The 20281-nt window shown below is 64.6% G+C and carries 15 protein-coding genes and 1 pseudogene; 9 read left to right on the plus strand and 7 right to left on the minus strand.

Annotated elements, in window-relative coordinates:
• Positions 1 to 82 precede the first annotated feature (82 nt).
• Together BM125_RS11340 and BM125_RS11345 are read left to right on the plus strand one after the other, a co-directional pair.
• Entirely contained in the window at positions 83 to 1651 is a 1569-nt protein-coding gene (locus tag BM125_RS11340; RefSeq protein ID WP_092408024.1) for a long-chain-fatty-acid--CoA ligase, read from the plus strand.
• Positions 1652 to 1989: 338 nt separating this feature from the next.
• Entirely contained in the window at positions 1990 to 2721 is a 732-nt protein-coding gene (locus BM125_RS11345; protein ID WP_139224968.1) for a carbohydrate binding domain-containing protein, read from the plus strand.
• Between the two features lie 220 nt (positions 2722 to 2941).
• Here BM125_RS11345 and BM125_RS11350 read toward each other — a convergent pair whose 3' ends face one another.
• Positions 2942 to 3541: a YceI family protein gene (locus tag BM125_RS11350; RefSeq protein WP_092408028.1), complete on the minus strand. Its 600-nt coding sequence runs from the start codon at positions 3539 to 3541 to the stop codon at positions 2942 to 2944.
• 139 nt (positions 3542 to 3680) lie between these two features.
• On the opposite strand from BM125_RS11350, the gene BM125_RS11355 reads away from it, so the two are divergent.
• From BM125_RS11355 to BM125_RS11370, 4 genes are all read left to right on the plus strand, one after another.
• The gene (locus tag BM125_RS11355) at positions 3681 to 4295 is read left to right on the plus strand and encodes a hypothetical protein (protein WP_092408030.1); all 615 of its coding nucleotides are present in this window, start codon (positions 3681 to 3683) and stop codon (positions 4293 to 4295) included.
• Positions 4296 to 4398: 103 nt separating this feature from the next.
• Positions 4399 to 5058 (plus strand): sigma-70 family RNA polymerase sigma factor, encoded by a 660-nt coding sequence (locus BM125_RS11360; RefSeq protein WP_092408032.1) that lies wholly within the window; start codon positions 4399 to 4401, stop codon positions 5056 to 5058.
• Positions 5055 to 5423, plus strand: coding sequence for a hypothetical protein (locus tag BM125_RS11365; protein WP_092408034.1), 369 nt, complete (start codon positions 5055 to 5057; stop codon positions 5421 to 5423). The genes BM125_RS11360 and BM125_RS11365 overlap by 4 nt, the downstream gene beginning before the upstream one ends.
• A 19-nt stretch (positions 5424 to 5442) precedes the next feature.
• On the plus strand, positions 5443 to 6090 hold the full coding sequence (locus BM125_RS11370) for a hypothetical protein (RefSeq protein ID WP_092408036.1): 648 nt from the start codon (positions 5443 to 5445) through the stop codon (positions 6088 to 6090).
• A gap of 65 nt (positions 6091 to 6155) precedes the next feature.
• Here the strand turns inward: BM125_RS11370 and BM125_RS11375 are convergent, their stop codons facing one another.
• A complete protein-coding gene (locus BM125_RS11375) occupies positions 6156 to 7673 on the minus strand; it encodes a choice-of-anchor Q domain-containing protein (RefSeq protein WP_175498042.1) in 1518 nt (505 codons plus the stop codon).
• Between the two features lie 67 nt (positions 7674 to 7740).
• Positions 7741 to 9219 (minus strand): MFS transporter, encoded by a 1479-nt coding sequence (locus BM125_RS11380; protein WP_245778896.1) that lies wholly within the window; start codon positions 9217 to 9219, stop codon positions 7741 to 7743.
• 184 nt (positions 9220 to 9403) lie between these two features.
• Between BM125_RS11380 and BM125_RS11385 the strand changes: the two genes are divergently transcribed.
• The 3 genes and pseudogenes from BM125_RS11385 to BM125_RS11395 all read left to right on the plus strand — a co-directional run.
• Complete coding sequence (locus BM125_RS11385) at positions 9404 to 10297, plus strand: LysR family transcriptional regulator (RefSeq protein WP_342741299.1); 894 nt, start codon at positions 9404 to 9406, stop codon at positions 10295 to 10297.
• Between the two features lie 474 nt (positions 10298 to 10771).
• Complete coding sequence (locus BM125_RS11390; RefSeq protein WP_092408041.1) at positions 10772 to 12145, plus strand: hypothetical protein; 1374 nt, start codon at positions 10772 to 10774, stop codon at positions 12143 to 12145.
• Between the two features lie 87 nt (positions 12146 to 12232).
• Positions 12233 to 12583, plus strand: a pseudogene (locus BM125_RS11395) (PA0069 family radical SAM protein); the annotation flags it as partial.
• A gap of 121 nt (positions 12584 to 12704) precedes the next feature.
• Here the strand turns inward: BM125_RS11395 and BM125_RS11400 are convergent.
• The 4 genes from BM125_RS11400 to BM125_RS11415 all read right to left on the minus strand — a co-directional run bounded on the left by BM125_RS11400 (position 12705) and on the right by BM125_RS11415 (position 19884).
• A complete protein-coding gene (locus BM125_RS11400; protein ID WP_139224970.1) occupies positions 12705 to 15188 on the minus strand; it encodes a choice-of-anchor Q domain-containing protein in 2484 nt (827 codons plus the stop codon).
• Positions 15189 to 15311: 123 nt separating this feature from the next.
• Positions 15312 to 16385, minus strand: a complete 1074-nt coding sequence (locus BM125_RS11405; RefSeq protein WP_092408047.1) for a choice-of-anchor Q domain-containing protein — start codon at positions 16383 to 16385, stop codon at positions 15312 to 15314.
• Positions 16386 to 16408: 23 nt separating this feature from the next.
• Positions 16409 to 17413, minus strand: a complete 1005-nt coding sequence (locus tag BM125_RS11410) for a choice-of-anchor Q domain-containing protein (RefSeq protein WP_092408049.1) — start codon at positions 17411 to 17413, stop codon at positions 16409 to 16411.
• A gap of 161 nt (positions 17414 to 17574) precedes the next feature.
• The gene (locus BM125_RS11415; RefSeq protein ID WP_175498043.1) at positions 17575 to 19884 is read right to left on the minus strand and encodes a Calx-beta domain-containing protein; all 2310 of its coding nucleotides are present in this window, start codon (positions 19882 to 19884) and stop codon (positions 17575 to 17577) included.
• Between the last annotated feature and the right edge of the window lie 397 nt (positions 19885 to 20281).

Below are 20281 nucleotides of genomic sequence, written 5' to 3' on the forward strand. Positions count from 1 at the left end.
CTGTAGGGTCGCGGAGTTTCTCGCCGAAGCGGGCTCCAGGCGTAGACTGCTCGCAACATCCCGGCGGGAACCCTGGACCAGCATGGAAACCACCCTGACTCCACTGGACTTCGCCCGCCGCACGCGACGCCTGCATGCCGACCGCGAGGCCGTGGTCGACGGCGAACGGCGCTTCACGTACCGGCAATTCTTCGAGCGCTGCGACCGCTTTTCATCGGCGCTGCTCGCGCTCGGTGTCGTGCAGGGCGACCGGGTCGCCTACCTGGCGCCGAACACGCATCGGAACCTCGAGGGCTACTACGCCGTGCCGCAGATCGGCGCGGTGATCGTGCCGCTCAACTACCGCCTGACTTCCGATGATTTCGCCTACCTGATCAACCACAGCGGCGCACGCGTGGTCTGCGCCGATCGCGACCATCTCGATGCGATCGACAGCGTGCGCAATCAACTGACCGGTGTGATCGCCTTCGTTGCCCTGGAAGCCGCACGCGACGGCTGGCTCGACTACGAAGACCTGCTGGCACGATCCGGTATCGACTTCGAGCGACCGCTGATCGCCGAGACCGACCTGCTCTCGATCAACTACACCAGCGGCACGACCTCACGCCCGAAAGGGGTGATGATCACGCATCGCAACGCGGCGCTGAACATGGTCGGCACGATGCTGCACATGAATCTCGGTGTGCGCGATCGCTACCTGTGGACCCTGCCGATGTTCCACGCCAATGGCTGGACCCATGTCTGGATCATGACTGCCGTGGGCGGAACCCATGTGTGCCTGCGCAAGGTCGATGCACCCGCCATCTTCGAGCGCATCGCCAGTGAACGGATCAGCTATTTCTGCGCCGCGCCGACCGTGCTGATCGCGATCGCGAACGCGCCTGAGGCGCTGCGCAAGGGCGCGCCGCGCGGCGTGCGCGTGATGACCGCCGGCGCACCACCGGCGGCGGCGACGATCGAGCGCATCGAGGGCGAACTCGGCTGGGAGGTGACCCAGATCTACGGCCTGACCGAAACCGCGCCGCTGATCTGCATCTGCGAAGCGCTGCCCGAGCATGGAGCGCTGTCGGCCTCGCAACGCGCCGTGATCAAGGCGCGCCAGGGCGTCGAGCCCCTGCTCACTTCCGAGCTGCGCGTGGTCGACGACGACGGCGCCGAGGTGGCCCACGACGGCGCCAGCATGGGCGAGATCCTGGTTCGCGGCAATGTCGTCATGCGCGGCTACTACAACGATCCCGAGGCAACCGCGAAAGCGATCCGCGACGGCTGGTTCCACACCGGCGATGCCGCCGTGGTCCATGCCGACGGCTATCTGGAGATCCGCGACCGCATCAAGGACGTGATCATCTCCGGCGGCGAGAACATCTCCTCGGTGGAAGTCGAGGGCGTGCTGCTGCGCCATCCCGCCGTGCAGGAAGTGGCCATCGTCGGCCTGCCGCACGAGCGCTGGGGCGAGGCACCGCAGGCATTTGTCGTGTTGCGCGCGGGCAGTTCCGCGACGGCCGAAGAGCTCCGCCAGTTCGCTCGCGAGCACCTCGCCCATTTCAAGGTGCCGCAGGGCGTCACCTTCGTCGACGAACTGCCAAAGACGGCGACCGGAAAGATCCAGAAATACCTGCTCCGCGGCGGCGCGGCGATCGCCCGGCAATAGGTCCGGAGCCCCGCGGCCACGGTCGACGGGCATTGCCCTCGGCCTGTCGTCCCCGCAGGGACGGCGATTGCAGCGATGATGGACGCCCCCGGAAGTGCGGAAGTCAGCGGGTTCCTGCCTGTGCAGGAGCGAAGAAACAATGGAGCTTTTTGCCGATATTGCGTCCGCGCAGGGGCAGCGGCCGCCGCCCCCACTGCCGACAGTCTCCGATTCGCTTTTTCAACACTTTTGCACGGGTCTGCTATACATTGCCTGCGCTCACGAGCGACCGGGTGCATGCCTTCCGGGCGCTCGTTCCCTGGCTGTTGTTCCGAAGCTTGCCCCCTTTGGAGACGAACATGCGCCCTCTCTGCTGTATCGGCCTTTGGCTGATCCTTTCCTGCCAGCTTGCGAACGCTCAAGAACTGGTCGTCAACGGTGATTTCGAAGCCGGCCTGTCCGGCTGGACGGTCTGGAATGCGCCCCCCACGCCGTTCTGGAACGGTGTCTGGCTGCAATCGAACGACTGCGATATCTGGGTGCCGACCGTGTGCCCGTATGCAGGCACTACGTCGCATTCACAGAAGAAAGGCAGTGGCGCGGGCAACGCGCATGGCGGAATCTACCAGCAGATCACGGTGCAGCCGGGACGCCAGTACCGGATCAGCGGGCAATGGAGCGGCGGCGTGACCGGCAACGCGCCGGGCAATGCCACCTGGTGGGAAGTCGTCGCCTATGACGGTATCGTCGACGACAGCATCATCGACCAGGGCCTGCGTCCGCAGGATCAGCTGGTCGATAAGATCGAGCGCATCGACCTCGGCAACAACGAAGTCTTCCAGTTCCAGTGGCAGCCATTTTCAGGCGTGATCACGGCCGCTTCCGGCACCGTGACGCTGGCCTTCAAACAAGGCAGTTTCTCGACCTTCGATGCCGCGTCGTACCACGACGACGTGTCGATGCAGCCGCTTGGAGTTCCGGCTACGCCAGCGCGTGAATTGCCGACGCTTGGGCGCGGCATGCTGGTCCTGCTGCTGGTCCTGCTGGCCCTCTCGGCGGCCTTCGTCACGCGTCGGCTCCGCGGATCCTGAGGCAGCGCGAATGACTCCGCGTCGTGGCGGGCCGGGAGGCCGTGTCCGGGCGACTTTGAAGACCCCGGGAAGTACTGACGGCACTCGATTCCTGCCTGCGCAGGAATGACGAAACAGCGGGCTTGATGCCTTGAGCAGATTCCTCGCGAATCCGAGACCATTCGGCTTGCGTACCGTGGCTCCGCGCGGGGAATCGCGTTTTGCGGTTGCCGGCCGACGCTCAATGCGCCGGCGCGGCCTCCGCGTTCGCGTCGATCAGGGCTTCGACCTGGATGCGCAGGTTGACGTCCATGCGGAATCCGTAGTCCTTGCCGGCGTCCAGACCGAAGTCGTCGCGCTTGAACGAGGCCGTTGCATCGGCGCCGCAGTAGTCGCGCTTGAACACCGGATGCTCCACGCACTTGAATGAGTGGATATCGAGGATCACGGGTCGGGTCACGCCATGCAGGGTGAGTTCGCCGTCCACCCAGGCCGTCGCGGCATCAGGCAGCCAGCCGCTCAGCGTGCCCTTGTAGGTCGCCCGGGGATACTTCGCCACGTCGAAGAACCCGTCTCCCCGGGCCCAGGTATTGAGCGCGTCGAGGCCGAAATCGATGCTGCCGAGATCGATCGTGACGTCCACCGACCCCTTGCCGCTGGTCTTGTCCAGGCTGACGGTACCGCTGCTGCCGTTCATCTTGCCGCGCCAGGTCGATATGCCCATGTGGTCGGCTTCGAAACTGGGAAAGGTATGCGTTGGATCGATCGTGTAGGTCGCCGGCGCGGCGAGCGCCGCCAGCGGACCGCACACGCAGGCCGTGAAGAAGAGAATGCGTTTCATGGGGCTCCGGGCTTCGTCCATCGAGGCTGTCGTCGGCGACACGGCGAATGATCGGCGGCGGCGCACCATTTTGCCAGTGGCTCTGAAGGCAGTCGCCCTGGTCGCTGCATGAAAAGGCGGCCTTCCCTATGCTGCGCGCATGAAGACCTCTGGCCTGCCCCGAATCGGCGTCCTCGATCTGATCTCGGCGATTGCCTTTCTCGCAATCTGGTTGCTGCGCGACCGCTTCGAGTACGACACCCTGCGTGCGCTGTTGCTCTGGCCTGTCATCTTCGAGATGTATCTGGCGATCGCGCTATTCCTCACCGGGTGGTCATCCGGGTTCGGTGCGCAGGGCGCCCGCTGGGTCTGGTGCTCGCTTTGCATCGCGGTCTACCTCGGTGCTGCCTGGCTGACCGGGGCAAATGCGGACACGCCGCAGATCTGGACCATTGCGTTGTGGTTGCTGATCGCCCGCGCCTGGCCACCGCCCGGATTGGTGCCTGGCAGCCAGCCCTATCTGGAATGGCTGCAATTGGGCGCCGGCCTGACCGGCATGCTCTGGGGAGCGGGGTTCGTGCTCACGATGGTGCTGGTCCTGGTCGTTCCGGGTCAGACCGCACAGCATGCTGATGGCAGCGTGCACAGTACCTCGCCAGCCTGGATCTTCCCGCTCGTCTGGACGCCCTATTTCGTCGCCGAGGCGCTGATTCGGGCGTGGCGCGAGTCAAAGCGGGTGCACGTCGAGCGACGCAGGGCGCGCGTTCCGCACTGACCCTGCTGCTTGCGAACGCCGGTCCGGCAAGCGATGCTCGGCAGCGGTTGACCCCGAATGGCATCCTGCGTCGATCAAGCCTGCACTGGTGGGTGGAAACGCAATGATCGCGATAATGGAACTTGCACAGACGATTTTCGAGCTTCCGGCCTTTGCCGGTCCGCGCCGCGGCCGCTGCCTGTCGAGCCCTGCGTCCGGCTCCGGGGACCCGCACCCCCGCTCCGACGAGACGCTCATGCAGGACTGGCAAGCGGGCGATCCGGCGTCTTTCCCGCTGCTCTACTCGCGCTTCGCCGATCGCCTGTTCCGTTTCGTTCTGCGCATGGCGGCGACTCGCGCCGAAGCCGAGGAAATCTGCCAGGAGACCTGGCTTGCCGTGATCGACGGACGCGCCCGCTATCGGCCGAATGCGCGCTTCGTTACCTATCTGTTTTCTATCGCGCAGCGTCGCTCGATCGATCGCCTTCGTCGCAGCGGGCGCCAGGCGCATATCGAACCGGAAGACGGGGATACTTCATCGCAGCCGGACCAGCGCCGAGGGCAACCGGATCACATCGCGCATGACGCGCAAAACGCTCAGGCGTTGCTTGCTGCGATCGCCGAGTTGCCGGCGCTGCAGCGCGAAGCGTTCCTGATGAAGGCCGAGGGCGATATGAGCCTCGAGGAAATCGCCGAGGCCACCGGCTCGGCACGCGAGGCGGTCAAGAGCCGCCTCCGCTATGCGATGCGGCGCCTGCGCCAAGCGATGGCGGAATTCCGATGAGCAGCGACGAGCACGATTCCGAACTGCTGCGGCTATATCGCGATGCCGCGAACGAACAGTCGCCGGCCTCGCTTGACGCACGCATTCTCGCGGCAGCCGCGCAGCACGCGCGCGAGCGCAGGATCCACACGCGGCTGCGCATCCTGGTCCTGGCTGCCGTGGTCGCCGGATTGGCTGTCGCCCTGCCGCGATGGATCAGGCCTGACCCTATTGAGCCAGCGGGCACGGTGAAAGCGATCGACCGCTACTCGCCACTTGCCGATGCGCTGAGAAATCTGCGCGTCGAGCGGCTCGATGCCTCGGTGGTTTCAGCGTGCCTGCGCCGCAACGACCTGTGCGCGCACGACGCGCCGATCGGCAACTGAATGGTCCCATGGAGGCACCGTGCGAATTTCACCCCTGATTCTGGTCATCGCGGCATTGTTCATCGGCGAGGCGGGCATGGCCGCCGCACAGGGCAACGTCAACAACCATCCCACTTCCCCGAATGACTGGAACGCCGAGGTTCCAAAGGGATGGAGCACGGGCGGCAACGCCCCGCTGGATTACGGCTCGCTCTACGGCGGCGTACCGGATGGCAAGCGCGCCGCCGTGCTGCGCTCCCACCACAGGCTGGCCGAGAATGAATTCGGCACCCTGATGCAGACGATCTCGGCCGACGCCTACCGTGGAAAGCGCGTTCGCCTTTCGGCCATGGTCAGCGCCGAAAAAAGTCTCTCCAAGGGGCGCATCGCATTGTGGATGCGGGTCAATGACGCGACTGGCAGGGTGACGGCATTCGACGACATGCAGACCGGGTCGATCGCGGCCGGGACCGGATGGCTGCGCCAGGAGATCGTGCTCGACGTCCCGGACCAGGCTGCATCGATCACGTTCGGAATCCTGCTTGCGGGTGGCGAGGATGGCTGTTGCTGGGGGCGCTTGGCGGCTTCGGACTTCCGTCTACAGGCCGTGGGCGGCGATGTCGCAACCACCGCCGACACGCTCGCCTCGATGCCGCAGGCACCGGTCAATCCGGATTTCAGCGAATAGGCACGGCAGCCGCAGGGCGTCTCGATGCGCGTTCGTCCATTCTTGTGATCGAGAGCCGCCTTGCCCTATTGCTCATAGGCGCCGATGTCGATCTGCGAACCCTGGATGCGTGCCTGCCCGGCGACATCGTGGGCGCCGACGATAGGCATACCGAGATTGATACCGCCTCCGACCGCGGGTGAGGCCGGCAGCACGCGCAAGTCCGGCGTCGTCGTGTTGATGAATTGCGGATTCGCCGACAGCGCCGATGCATCCTCGCCGCTGCCGGCGATGTAACCGGCGAGCGTGTTGTATTCGACGCCCTTCCAGATCCAGGCCGGAGTCGAGCCACTGGCGAAATAGAGATTGCGGTCCATGTCGGCCGGGAGGGCCGTATCGCCAGTGAAGGCATTGACGAGCACGCCGCTCGCACTCGCACTCACGATGTTGTTCGCGAACATGTTCGACGTGGCGTGATACTGGATCTGGAATTCGCCGCTGAAGGTATCGGCGCGGTCGTTGTCGTACAGCGTATTGTTGACGATCGTGACGCGTTCGCTGCCACCGACGTTGGCGGAATAGCCGCCGATCGAGATGCCGACCGAGTTGCCCGCGTAGACGAGGTTGCTGCGCACGATCACGTCGCTGCTGGTGCGCCCGGCGTGTTCGCTCGCAACCTCGATGCCGATGTCGACGTGGTGGACGATATTGCGCTCGATCACGATGCGCGTGCCGCCGTCGACGTAGATTCCGTCGGCCGCGTACTCGTTGCCGTAGGCCGGGTTGCCGAACGAACTGATGGCGTAGACGAGGTTGTCGGCGATCAGGCCGTCGCGGGCCTGGTCGACGCCCGGGTCCGGCGCCACGCCCTCGAAGCCGATCGCGCCGATGCCGATGTTGTTGGTGTCGTGGACCGTGTTGCCGACGATCTGCCACTGCTCGACGTTGCCGTCGAGCGAGAGCGATTCGCTGCAGCCGAGGACAAGATGGTCGATTTCGTTGCCCGCAATCACGAGTTCGCTGATCGAGCTCGCCAGACGCGTGCCGTCGACCTTGAGTCCGAACGCGTTCGCGGCGCAGCCCGAGGCCGTGGTCCGGATGTCATGGATGCGGTTGCCGATGACGCGAATGCCGTGGCCGGCGCCGGTGACGTAGAGACCGATCGGCACCTGCGCCGTCGAAGCGGTCGTGTAGTTGCGCAGCTCGAAGCCGCGCACGACGACCCGGTTCACATCCTCGAGCGTGACCAGGCCCCACTGCCCACCGGGGATCGACAATCCGGTCCCGTCGAGGATCGGCTGCTCGTCGGGATACGCCTCGAACACGATCTCGCCGGCCGCATCCGACCCACCACTCGTGATCGATAGCCGCTCGTTGTAGATGCCGCCGCGTACGCAGACCGTGTCGCCCGCGCCAACGTGGTCGGCCGCGTACTGCAAGTGCCGCCACGGCGACTGCGCACTGCCGGTATTGGCGTCAGTGCCGTTGGTCGCAACGTAACGGACCGTGCCCGAGCGAATCTCGAAGCCGGTTTCGAGCAGGGTGTCAGCAGGAATCGGACAAGCGTGGGCGACGCTCGTCACGGCTGCGAATGCGATTGCCACGCCCTTCGCAGTCCGACGATATCTCCTCCCATACCTCCACGCGCTCACTGGCATCGAGCCCTACCCTTCAATCGCGTTGTTCCAACTCCAGGATCCGCTGTCGATCATGATCGTGGCGCGAGTCGCGCCGCGCAAGCGCGCGACAAGCCGACGTGACGACCAGGGCCAGAACAACCAGCACCGTGGCCACCGCGAAGGTCAGGTGCAGGCCGCTTTGCGCCGCACCGGCGGGCGTGTTCGCCGCGCTGCCCATCGACGCGCCGAACGCGAACAGCGCGCCCATCACCGCGGCGCCGGTGATCAGTCCGAGATTGCGCGAGAGATTGAGCAGGGCGGACACGACACCGCGCTGATCCGGACCGACATGCTTCATCACGCCGGTGTTGTTGGCGGTCTGGAATGCGGCATAAGCGCCGGTCACGAGCAACAGCGGTGCGACGTAGCCGGCGACGCCGAACCGGATCGGCACGACGGCCAGCAGTGTCGTGCCGAGCGTCATGCCAGCCAGTGCCACGACCGTCATGCGCTCGGCGCCGAGACGATCGACCAGGCGGCCGGCGGGAACGCCGGTCAGCGCGGCCATGATCGGCCCGCTCGACATGACCAGCCCGAGCTCGACCGCGTCGAGCTCGAAAGCGCCGACCAGGTAGAACGGTCCGACCACCAGGGTCGCCATGGCCACTGTCGTGACCAGCGCGCTGGTCGCGACTCCGCCGGCGAGCAGCGCGTTGCGGAACAGCGCCAGCTGGACCAGGGGCGATGGCGCGCGCGATTCGGCCCACACGAAGAGCGCGCCTCCGACGAGCGCAACGGCCAGCAGGGCGACATTGAGCAGGCCGAAGTGTCCGCGCCCGAGGGTCATGGCCAGCGCGTAGGCTGCCAGGCTCAGGGCCAGCAACAGGGTGCCGGGCATGTCGAAGGCAACGGCCCGGTTGGGCAAGGAGGGGCGGTCGGCCGGCAAATGGCGACGAACCAGCAGCAAGGCGAGCAGCCCGAGTGGAACGTTGACGAGGAACAGGGCCGGCCAACCAAGGGCATCGATCAGAATGCCGCCGAGCGAGGGTCCGAGCGCGGTGCCGATCGCCGACATCGTACCGAGCAGGCCCATGGCGCTGCCGGTCTTCTGTTTCGGTACGGCGTCGCCGACGAAAGCGAGGGTCAGGGCCATCATGATCGCGCCACCGAGGCCCTGCGCGCCGCGGGCAAGAGCCAGCACTGTCAGGGTCGGTGCCAGGGCGCTCGCCAACGAGGCCAGGGTGAACAGGACCAATCCACCGAGGAGCAGACGACGGCGTCCGAACTGGTCGCCAAGCCGACCGACGCTGACGATCAGCGTGGTGATCGCGAGCAGATAGGCGAGCACGATCCATTGCACGTCCTGGAACGACGCAGCGAACGCCTGCATGAAGGTCGGCAGGCCGACGTTGGCGATGCTGGTGCCGAGCGCGGACATCAGCATGGTCAGCGAGAGGCTGGCCAGGGCCCAGCGTGCGCCTGCGGCGAGCGGCTGTTCGGCAGACAGATCGGCGGATTGCGCGATGGACACGGTGCGACTCCTCGGCTGGTGGCATTGCGGTCTTGCCGGCCTGGCCCACATGGCAGGACCGGACGCGCCGCGTGAGCGCATCCTGGAGTCATCGCTCGCATGGCGGAAGACGCACGGTTTGCACTCTATTCGTGCACGAAACGCCTTATCATTGTCTGGCCATCAGGTCCCGTGGAGATTGTCGATGCCCGACTTCAACCTGCTCCTGACCCTCGACGCACTGCTCGCCGAGGGCAATGTCGCGCGCGCCGCACGGCGACTGCACCTGAGCCCATCGGCAATGAGCCGGGCGCTGGCCCGCTTGCGCGAGACCACGGGCGACCCGCTGCTGGTCAGGGCCGGCCGCGGCCTGGTGCCGACGCCGCGCGCCATCGAATTGCGCGAGCGTATCGGGCCGCTGGTCGAGGAGGCCGAAGCGGTCCTGCGTCCGGCAACACGGTTTGATCCGGCGACCCTCCAGCGCACGTTCGTACTTCGCACCAGTGAAGGTTTCGTCGACAATTTCGGCGCCGGGCTGATCGCGCGCATGACCGCGCAGGCGCCCGACGTGCGCTTTCATTTCCTGCCCAAGGCCGACAAGGACAGCGCGCCGCTGCGCGACGGCCGCATCGATCTGGAGACTGGCGTGGTCGATGCGCTGGTCGGTCCCGAGATCAAGACTCTCGGGCTGTTCCGCGATCGCTATGTGGGCGTGGTTCGCATGGGCCACCCCTTGAGCCGAGGAAAGATCACGCCGAAGCGCTTCGCCATGGGCGAGCACGTACTGTTCACGCGCAAAGCCGACGAATCCGGCCCGATCGACACAGCCCTCGCCACGCTCGGCCTGTCACGCCGGATCAGCGCGGTGGTCGGCGGTTTCGCCGCGGCGCTGGCCCTGGCTCGGCACAGCGACCTGATCGCCTGTGTTCCGGAACGCCACTCCGGCAATCTGCGCGACGGCCTGCATACCTTCACCCTGCCGCTGACGCTGGATTCGTTCACGCTTTCGATGCTCTGGCATCCACGTCTCGACGCCGATCCAGCGCATCGCTGGCTGCGCCAGTGCGTCAAAGAGGTCTGCGCCGACAACGTGGCGTGAGCGCTGGGCGGGGCGCCCGTGCCCCGCACACCCAAACAGGCCTCGAATCAGCAGATGAGGCTGCAGGGAAAGCACCAACCAAGCACTGACGAAGTCGCGGTGGTTGCGCCAGCAAACGGCGGAGCGGACTCCATCCGGACCAGATACTGGAGGGTCGCGCCGAAAGAATGCCTGACCCCGCTTCCCGGCCTGCGATGAATGTTGATGACCACCACCAAGCTCGCAGCGACGGCGGCGGTCGGCCCGTAGTGGAGGGTGGCAAGGGTAGCGCAGGAGCCACGAACTGCAGCAGCCCAACCCAAATGCGCGCAACACAGGTGTCGATGGCGTCGCACCTGAATGAACTCGTAAATGTTTCTACTATTTACAGGAGTGCCGGGCTCCTACAGACTATGGCAACCAAGGGAGGCGAGAGATCCGCCCCAGGTGGCTTTCCGTGTTCCGAGGACATTCGTGGTGCCCAGAATCCCGGCAATGGTCGTACTGTATTCTTCGCTTGCAATGCATGCGTATGCGAGCACCGCAGTCGCGCCTCCCGAAGTGCTGACGGTATTCCCGGCCGAATACACGGGCCACAACAACAGTTTGTGGTTTTCTGCCGGCCGTACCCGTTCCGGCCAAGGATCGATCGTCGCTGGCGCCTATTTTTCAATCCGTTCGGAAAGCCAGCAAAGCAACATCGTCTGGGTGACCGACGGAACGCCGAGCGGCACACATCCGGCTGCGAGTCACGGCGAGCAAGGCAATCGTGCCGTGTCGCCCGACGTCGGCCTGTTCTTTACTGCCCATGACGACAACGGAGCCCTGCAGCTGTTCAGTACCGACGGTCGTGAGGTCAGCGAGCGCCAACTTACGCACACGGCGATCCGGGAATCGTGGTTGCGCGGTGTCCTGGATGGCGATCCATTGATCACTCGATCCATTGGGTCGACCAATACCGCTGTGATCCGCATCAACGCGGCATCAGGCGAAGAGTCCGAAATCCAGGTAATCACCGGCACCAGTGGCGAGTGGTTCACCGTCAACCAGCGCGTGCTGGGTGTCTCCCAATCCGGAGTTGTCGGCGATCACATCACAGCGTTTCTGGGCGGCGGTCAGTCACCAGTCGATGTGCCGGTTCCGGCGCCGAATACGGCCTGGGACTATCCGCATCGAATCGCCTCGAATTCACGTGTTGCGTGCGCCAAGGCCTATACGCACCATGGTCCCACCGTCATCATTCCGGAACTCTACTGCACGGACGGGACTCCCGCTGGCACGCATCGTCCGTCGCCTGCCGGCGGTCAGCTGGGCTTGGCTCTTCGCGACGACGTGACATTCTACGGCCTGGGCTCGCGAATGCTGATCGCGAACACGAGGGTCACTCCGCAGGAGATGCCCTGGGTTACGGATGGGACGGACGTGGGCACCTATCCGTTGCTCGAAAGCTCGCCGGACTTCTGGTCGACCTGTACCGATGGCGAGTCGGGAAGTACCGTTCTTGCAATATCGCGCAACACGGAAACCATGCTCTGGTACACCGATGGATCACGCATCGGAACCCGTCCGCTCATTTCGATCCCGGCGCAAGCGGCCTGTCCTGGCCTACTCGGCACTTCTGTTCCAGGGTCGGGTCTCGCCTACTTCTTCGTCGATAGCACCTTGTATGCGTCGGATGGAAGCCCAGATGGCACACATGCGGTCGATGGGGCGCCGGCTGTGTTCTCCAATGGCGACCCTTATTATCCGCTCCAGGGCATCGTGGTTCTGGGTCGGTGGTTGGTATTCGCCGGCAAGGTCTCCGCGACAGAGGATGGGCTTTGGCGTATCGATCTCGACCCGCTCTTTTCGAGCGGCATGGACGAGTAAGCCGGATAGGACATTCCCTGCGTCGTCGAACGGGATCTTGCGCATGAATTTCTCTGCGCATGAGACGGTGCGGCTCATAATGGCGGCATGGCCAAACACGATCCCGACGACCTCACTCGCCCGACCCAGATCAAGGGCCGCGGTGCGGGCAGCAATCGCGAAGGCCGTTTCGAGGCGCTGACAAAAACGACCGAGGACGATGGCTGGTACCGCGATGAGGTCGGAACGCTGCGTCCGCCGACCCGGGTGTCGCAGGAGCGGGCCCGCAGCATCATCAGCCTCAACGATTCGCCGGACATTCCGTTCACGCAGTCGATAAACCCCTACCGCGGCTGCGAACACGGCTGCAACTACTGCTACGCGCGACCTTCACATGCGTATCTGAATCTCTCGCCCGGGCTCGATTTCGAGACACAGCTGGTCGCCAGGACCAAGGCGCTGATCTCGGGGCAGGACACCAGGGTGGGTCTGAACACGTAGCGCAACCGTCACGATGCCTGATTGATTGGATAGGGAAAAGGTGGCATCCAGAAGACTGCACTACGTGTTCAGACCCTCCCTAGTCGAATCCATCCGCGAAGATCGGCAACTCGGTTACTTCGACCGCGCCGATGTCGCAAGCGGGATTGCCGCCCGCTCCTCGGGAGGCACCGAGCGCATCGAGCGATACGCCGAAGTTGCCCGCGTCGTTGCACGCACCGAGCGGGATCGCGTCGACGGCGGGACTCGCACTCGCCGGTGCGTAGTACGGCATGCCCGAGCGCGACATGCGGCCACCGAGCTGCGGATCGACGTTGAGCTGATTGGTCGAGGCATCGCCCGAGATGAAACAACTCGGCCCCGTATCGGCGATCAGGTTGTAGCCGAGACTGACCAGGCTCGAATTGACCTCGTACACCTCGCAGTCCGAGGGCTCGGTGCCGGCACTATTGCCGGACAACAGCAGTTGGCGCATGCGGTTCTCCTGGCCGCCAATCGTCATGCCGCCGGCATAACGCGTGAAGCCAGGCGGCGCCAGTGGGCCGGAGGCGTTGTCGACGATACTAAGGAAGCTCGCGTCGAAGACTCCGTACAACATCACCCCGCCGCCATCGCGGCTCAGGTTGCCGGCGATGGTTCCGTTGTTGAGGGTGATGCCGTCACTGATGTCGTATTGCGAGGACCCCAGCGCATAGAGCCCGCCGGCGCGCTTGCCATAGCCGCCACCGCTCACGGTCGTGGCATTGTCGACGATGGCGAATCGCTCGAGCCGGCTGCTGGCCGCATAGGGAATGGTGCGTGATCCGGCCGAGGTCGATCGGGTATCGAGATGGACGCCGCCGGCGACCGAATCGCGGGATGGCGGCAGCGATTCCACGTAGTTGTCCTTCACCACCACGTTGTAGAAGAGAGTCTTGCCGCCGACGATGCGCATGCCGCCGCCTTCCAGCTGCGCGTTCGAGTCCTGCGTGAATGGATCGTCGTTCAGGTCACCGCCGCTGAGCGTTGCGTTGAAGAGCGAGAATGCCAATGGATAGTTGACGTATATGCCGGTGGGGCCCGTGCTGCTGCGCCCGCGGACCTCGAGCACGCGATCGAAGCCGCCGCCGACGATTCTCGTGTCGTCGGCATCGCCCATGCCCATCAGGGTCATCTGCAGCGGACTGTCGTGGCTGTTGCGCTTGATATCGAGATCGCCACCGTCCGCGTCGTCGGCCGTGTTGAAGGCACGATTGAGCGTGTAGGTGCCGGCCGGAAGGTTGGCGAACCAGCGTCCGCCGCTCGCGCTGGCTTCCATGGCCAACGCACGCAGGGTGCACACGTTGCCGTTGGCCTGGCAGACGCCATCGCCCGGGTTGAGATCCGGGAAATCGCTGAACGAGTTGACCGTGACGTCGACGCGCTGCTCGTAGGCGCCGAGATCGCACGACGCGCTGCGCGACACGCCGCGTGCATCGGTGCTCAGGCAGGCCGAGAGCGGATTCGATGAGCTCGGGTTGCCGGCATCCAGCGCCGCACTGCCGGACAGCAGTGCGTGCGTAGGACGGCCCGATCCGGAATCGAACAGGGGCGAAATGCGCGCATCGCTGCTGGTCGGAATTCCCGCGAACGAGGCGAACGTGCAGTTGATGAGGCCGCCGATCATCGTGTACGAGCGCGCGCCGAGCTGGTTGCTGCCGGAACCGCCAGAGCAGTACAGGTCCGAAGGGCTGCCATTGCCGTTGACGTTCTCGATCAGCAGGCTGTTCGCGAAGTTCACGCCCGTGGTATTGCCCGCCAGCGCATATTGCACACCGCCGACACCGGCCGAGCGGTTGCGCGCGACCGTTGCATTGCGCATGCGGAACCAGCTCGTCGCGTAGAGACCGCCGGCGCTGAAGACAGCCGTGTTGCCACTCAGTGTGACGTTGTTGAGGACCGCTTCTACGCCAGCCGATTGTTGCAGGGCGACGCCGCCGCCGTAGTCGGCATTGTTGTGATGGATCGAGACCTTGTCTAGCGTGAGGATGCCCGTACCCGAAGCATAGACAGCGCCGCCAATGCTGGCATTGCCGCCGCGCAGCACGCTGCGGTTGATGGTGAGCGTGGCATTGGTGTTCTTGCGTACGACGCCACCATTCTTGGAACTGCCACCAATGACGCTGCCGCCGATCACGGTGACATCGTTGAGGGTCAGCGAACCGCCTGGGCGAACGTCGAAGGCGCGGTCGAAGGCAGGGCCGACGATGATGGTCTGCTCGGGGTTGGTGCCCTGGATGATGATCGGGCTGTTCACGTCGAGATCGCCCGAGGCGTTGCTGTCCTCATCGCTGCCGGCGAGGTTGGTCGGCGTGAAGACCGGGAAATTGTCGTACTGCAGGAGAACCAGCGTGTCGGTTCCCGAGCCGGCCGTGCAGGCGCCACCGGCTGAGGTGTCGGTGTTGGCCGCCTGGATTGCGTCGCGCAGATGGCAGGGATTGACCAGGCCGTCGGGTGCCACGTTGATGGTAGCCGCTTGGACCCGGGTTGCCGTCGCCAGACATGCGAGGGCCAGCGCAGCAGTGCACAAGACACGTGTCTTCATCGTCATTGTCCTCATCCCGCCACCGAGTCATGTGCCGACGCGAAGCGCCGGCGTCTTTCGGTTCAATGCGCAACGGCGCTCGAATCGAACACTGCAGCCTGGAGAAGGACCGTCATCAGCGACTCATGGCTCGCCGTCGAATCCATCGGCGAACAGGATGTCGAGGATCTCGTAGGCACCGAGCTCCGGTGCCGACTCGATGATGCGGGGTTTGCCGTCCAGATCGATGCTCGGCAGCGGAAACGGCGCGTTGCCCAGGTTGCGCAGCGGCGATGTGGGCAGCAGCCGGAAGTCCTCCGCCAGCGCGTCGAAGAATTCGGGGTTTGGCACGTTCACTGTTCCGACTTCGGTGTCCGTGATGCCTGTGAGCACTTCGATGTTGTTGTAGTAGAGGTCTGCGGTGACCGCGGGATTCTGCAGGGAGAGATCTGCGCCGCTGTGGAACGCGAACAGGTTGTCGTAGATCACCGCATTCTGCTGACCGAGGAAACGCGCGCCGCCCGAGTCGCAACCTGACGCGCCCAGAATGCAGGTATTCAGGGCCACCGTATTGCCACCGAAGATCACCGTGAGCGGGTCGCTGGCGAGGCTCTGGATCCAGAGCGCGCAATTGTCGTCCCCGCACTGGTTGAAGGCGAGCAGATTGCCGCGGACCACGATGCTGCCACCGCGCGTGGCAATCGCCAGTCCACCGGCTTCGGCCGTGCTGCGATTGCCGAGGAAGATCACGCGTTCGACAGTCACGCTGCCGGTGAAGCCGACAAAGAATGCTCCGGTTGGACCTTCGACCGACAAGCCGGCGCCACGCGAGGGGGCATTGCCGTCCTCGATCGTCAGGTTCTTCACCGAGATGGCCCCGCTCCCCTGCGCGTACAGCCGCATGACCTGTCGCATGCCGGAGCCGCTCAAGACCGTCAGGCTCGCCTTGTCTACGCGAACGCCGCACCCGAACGTATAGCCCCCTTCGATCGAGAGGGCGTTGTCTTCGTTGGTCGAATACGAGAACGCGATGGATCCGGCTGCAGGCGCGTAGCTGCCGATGATGATTCGTATCGTGTCGGTTTCACCGTTCGATCCAGCGATCGCGAGCGCCTGTTGTATCGACGAGGTCGTGGCGGCGCAGAACACGGCCGCGGTCGCATTGCCTGCAGCAAGAATCAGAATCAACAAGCCGGCCTTCGACATCCCGATGCGCATGCGCCTTCTCCGATTCGACGGCGTCATTCGAAGAGATCGAACGCGTCAGCGAAAATGCGATCGCTGTTTTCGTAGGCGCCGATATCCACGCGGCTCTCGTTGATGCGCGGCTCGCCGGCCAGATCGATGGTCTCCAGGACGAACTGGTCGGTACCGGCGTTGCGCAACGGCGAGCCCAGCGTCGGCCGGAAATCGTCGTTGAGCAGGTCGACGAACTGCGGATTGGCAAAGGCGATGTTGCCGACGCTTGCGCTCGGCGCGGTACCGGTGATCGAGACGAGGTTGTTGTAGTAGAGATCGACGACGCCTCCGGAGAAACTGAACAGATCGAGATCGCCGTTGCTGTTGGCCGCGAACACGTTGTTGTAGAAGACCGCGCTGGCCGAGCCGCCGAAACGCGCACCGGTCGCCGAGCAGGAGGACCCCGACGTGCACTGGTTGCCGACGATCGTGTTGTTGCCGAAAAACGCGCGCGTCGTCGCCGGCGAGGTTGCGTTGACCGTGGCGCTGACCGCACAGTTGCTCATGCTGCATCGATTGAGCAGGAACAGGTTGTTGCGGATGTTGACGATACCCTCGGAGTAGACTGCCAGGCCGCCGCCGAACTGCGTTCCGACATTGCGTGCGACGATGACGCGATAGACGAGCACATTGCCGGTGAATCCACCGCCGCCGCCGACGGACAGGCCGGCGCCGGTCTGGGAGGAGAGACCGTCCTGAATGGTCAGGTTGGACACGCTCTGGCCGCCAATCGTGCCGGGGCTTCCCGACAGGTGCATGACCTGACGTGCATCGGAGCCGCTGAGGACGGTCGCGGCGGGGTCGTCCAGCTGCCGTACACACATCAGCGGCGGGTTGGAGACATATCCACCCGACACAATCAACGTGAAGTTCTGCGCGGTCGAATAGGCGAATGCCACCGCGCCGCTATCGACGGTGTAGGTGCCTGTCTCGATCTTGATCGTATCGGCCTGATTGTTCGAGCCGGCCGTCATCAGGGCCTGTCGCAGCTGCGTGCTCGTGTTCACGCAGAATTCCGCGGCGTGAGCCCCGGAGACGAGAATTGCCAGGCCGGCAAGTGCGCTAGCCGTGCGAAGTCCTTTCATTTTTCAGTCTCCCGAATCCGGATGGGCGGTTGAGGTTTGATGCGGCGGTGAGCGTGGGCAGGCAGGGCCCTGGCCGGCCACGCTCAGGGTTCGAAGTCGTCGGCAAAAATGCGGTCCGGAATGCCGGCCACGAATTCGTCCTGGACCAGCAGGCCACTGATGCCGCCGGCACCGGTGAGGAAGCTCGTCACCACGCTGCCGTCTTCGAGACTCGCGCGGACCACGCGGCCGCTCAATGCACCGCCGGTCCAGAAGGTCAGGCCGTCCGGATCGAGCTGGATTGCATAGAGACCGCCCGCATCGCTTTCGCCCAGACTCTCGCGCGTGTATTCGCGTAGCAATGCGCCGTTCTGATCGTAGCGATAGATCCGGTTCGTGCAGGTGACCATGAGGTCGCGATTGGGCAGCTGGCGCAGCGCGTAACACGGTTCCTCGAGGCCGCTCGCGAAATGCGGCATGGCCTGCCCGCTGCAGACGTCGAAGCGCCGCACGTCGGAATCCTCCGAGGTGTAGAACACGGTGCACTGGTCGGCATCGAGTTCGATCCAGTCGATGCCGCGTTCGCCGACCGGGACCTGCACGGTATCGAGAATGCGACCGTCCGCGGCGATGTATCGCAGCAGCGCTACGTCGGCAGCGGTCGGAACGGCCTCCCCCACCCAGACATTGCCGAGCTTGTCGAACGCACAGGATTCGTCGTCGCCGATCAGGCCACCGAGATCGGGATCCAGCACGGCACCGGCCGCGGACATCAGGACGGGTCCCTGGTTGACACTGAAACGCGTGCTCAGCACGTTGCCGTTCGGCGCACGACAGAAGCCTGTGGCGACGGCACCGAACGTGTTCGGCATCAGGGTCGCCCAGCCATCGACCGCGCCGCCCGATGTCGTGTAGCGACGCACGAAGCTGATCTGCCCCGTCGGCGTCGCCAGATTGGTGCTCTTACCGATCAGCAGGTAGCGCACTCCTGGCGCGCTATCGTCGTCTTGGATCAGGCCCTCGGCCCGGGCCGAGAAGCGCCGGTTGTTGCCGAAGCTCGCGTTCTGCAGCGTGCTGGTATTTGAAGCATCGTCGGTCACGACCACGAATGCCTCATCAGCCTCGATCGAGGTATCGCCCTTGATCGTGATCGCAATCTGCTGGCTCGTCACACCTGGCGCGAAAGTCACGTTCCCCAGCGCGTTGACGTAGTCGGCCGCATTGCCCCCCGCGGCAACGGTGACTGCGGTGCCTGGCGAAGTCGTGTAGCCGAAGCTGACGGTTTCCGCGGTCGCTGCCGACAATGTGGCAAGCATCTGCATCGTCTGGGATCCACTGTTGCCTTCGGCGACCGCCGTGTCGGCCAGGGTCAACGTCGGCACGACGCGCAGGTCGGTCCGCGTCGGTGTCGGACGCAGCGCCCAACTGAGGGGGTAGTCGCTGAGTACGCGCTCGTGCACGGGCAGGTTCGGCGAAACCCGACTTGAATGGGTAGCGATCGCGATACTGGTATCGATGCCAGGCGCGTAACCGCCGACTACGCGTATGCGAGGCGTTACGCGGGACCACTGCACAGACCCACCGATATTGAAGCGATCGTGCTGCGCCGCGCCTGCGCCACCCACGTCGAGTACGATCTCGCCACCATTGAATTGCACAGCGCCAAGTAGGTTGAGGACACCGAAGGGTCCGCCATCGGCGGCTTCAAGATCGAGCAACCCTGAATTCCGGAATGGCCCGATGACCGTGCCGTTTCCGTTGAGGAACTTGCCTTGACTGATGGCCAACTCGGTGACACCCCCATCGAAGGTGCCATCGCGCAGACGAATCGAGGAGTTGAATCCGGCCTGGAAACCCGCTGGCGGATTGAGCAGCTTGAACGTGCCGTTGTGGATTTCGAACAATCCCGTCGAGAAGAACTGTCCGCCGCTGGCGCCGCTGCGTTCGATGCGCACGAGGCCCGGACCCTGATTGATCCAGCTGCCCTGGTTGTTGATCGCACCGGAGGTGGTGTAGCCGAACACGTAGTCGCCGAGCACGCTGGCCACTCCGCTGACAGCGTTGACGAACTGGCCGTTGAGGTCGAGGTCCAGGCGCACGCCGGCACCGCCGTTGAGAGTCGCAGTGCCGGCGTTGGTCACGCTGGCGCGACGGAATGTGTTCGTTCCGCTCAGGGAGAACGACGATCCTGTCGGCAATTGCAGGGAAAGCAGTGCGGGCGCCGGTCCACCCGGCGGCGGCAAGGCGCCGGACAAGGTCGCGGTGTCCAGGGTCAAGCTATTGGTGACCGTCAACTGACGGATATCGGTCTGGATTTCGACGACGCCAAGTTCCGCGCCGGGCGCGATTTCCAGATCGGCGACCGTGGTGAACTGGCTGTTGAGCAGGGCCGCGCCGGATGCCGAGGGAAGCACCGCTGTATCGGAAGGTCCCGGTGTACCCGCTGGCGTGCCGCTGCCCGAAGCGCAACCGTTCCAGTTGGAAGCGACATGCCAGGAACCGGCAGCGGACTGGTTCCACGTGCAGGTCGCGGCGTCCGACTGCTGGGCCAGCACAATGAGGAAGGCGCCCAGCAAAAACCTCGCCGATGCGCTTCGAGCAGGTGTAACGGAGTGGACAGGCATCGCAGGAATTCCAGGAGGTTTCCTGTACCAATGCCGATCGATGCCCGATTCAAACAGGCCATCGAGAACCTGTTTCGTCTTGGCCTTGTTCGCAGACACGCACTCCAGGGTGTGGGCATATCGCTGTCAGGTGGCGTACGACCGTACACCGGCGCCGGTACTTCGTGGCCGGTTCGAGTGCAATGAA

This window comes from Dokdonella immobilis (genome assembly GCF_900115085.1).
GTDB lineage: Bacteria > Pseudomonadota > Gammaproteobacteria > Xanthomonadales > Rhodanobacteraceae > Dokdonella > Dokdonella immobilis.

Excerpts from the sequence above, each read along its gene's own strand:
- BM125_RS11390 (WP_092408041.1), top strand. The coding sequence starts at position 10,772 with ATGGTCGTACTGTATTCTTCGCTTGCAATGCATGCGTATGCGAGCACC.
- BM125_RS11355 (WP_092408030.1), top strand. The coding sequence starts at position 3,681 with ATGAAGACCTCTGGCCTGCCCCGAATCGGCGTCCTCGATCTGATCTCG.
- BM125_RS11350 (WP_092408028.1), bottom strand. The coding sequence starts at position 3,541 with ATGAAACGCATTCTCTTCTTCACGGCCTGCGTGTGCGGTCCGCTGGCG.
- BM125_RS11340 (WP_092408024.1), top strand. The coding sequence starts at position 83 with ATGGAAACCACCCTGACTCCACTGGACTTCGCCCGCCGCACGCGACGC.
- BM125_RS11345 (WP_139224968.1), top strand. The coding sequence starts at position 1,990 with ATGCGCCCTCTCTGCTGTATCGGCCTTTGGCTGATCCTTTCCTGCCAG.
- BM125_RS11385 (WP_342741299.1), top strand. The coding sequence starts at position 9,404 with ATGCCCGACTTCAACCTGCTCCTGACCCTCGACGCACTGCTCGCCGAG.
- BM125_RS11365 (WP_092408034.1), top strand. The coding sequence starts at position 5,055 with ATGAGCAGCGACGAGCACGATTCCGAACTGCTGCGGCTATATCGCGAT.
- BM125_RS11405 (WP_092408047.1), bottom strand. The coding sequence starts at position 16,385 with ATGCGCATCGGGATGTCGAAGGCCGGCTTGTTGATTCTGATTCTTGCT.
- BM125_RS11400 (WP_139224970.1), bottom strand. The coding sequence starts at position 15,188 with ATGAAGACACGTGTCTTGTGCACTGCTGCGCTGGCCCTCGCATGTCTG.
- BM125_RS11360 (WP_092408032.1), top strand. The coding sequence starts at position 4,399 with ATGATCGCGATAATGGAACTTGCACAGACGATTTTCGAGCTTCCGGCC.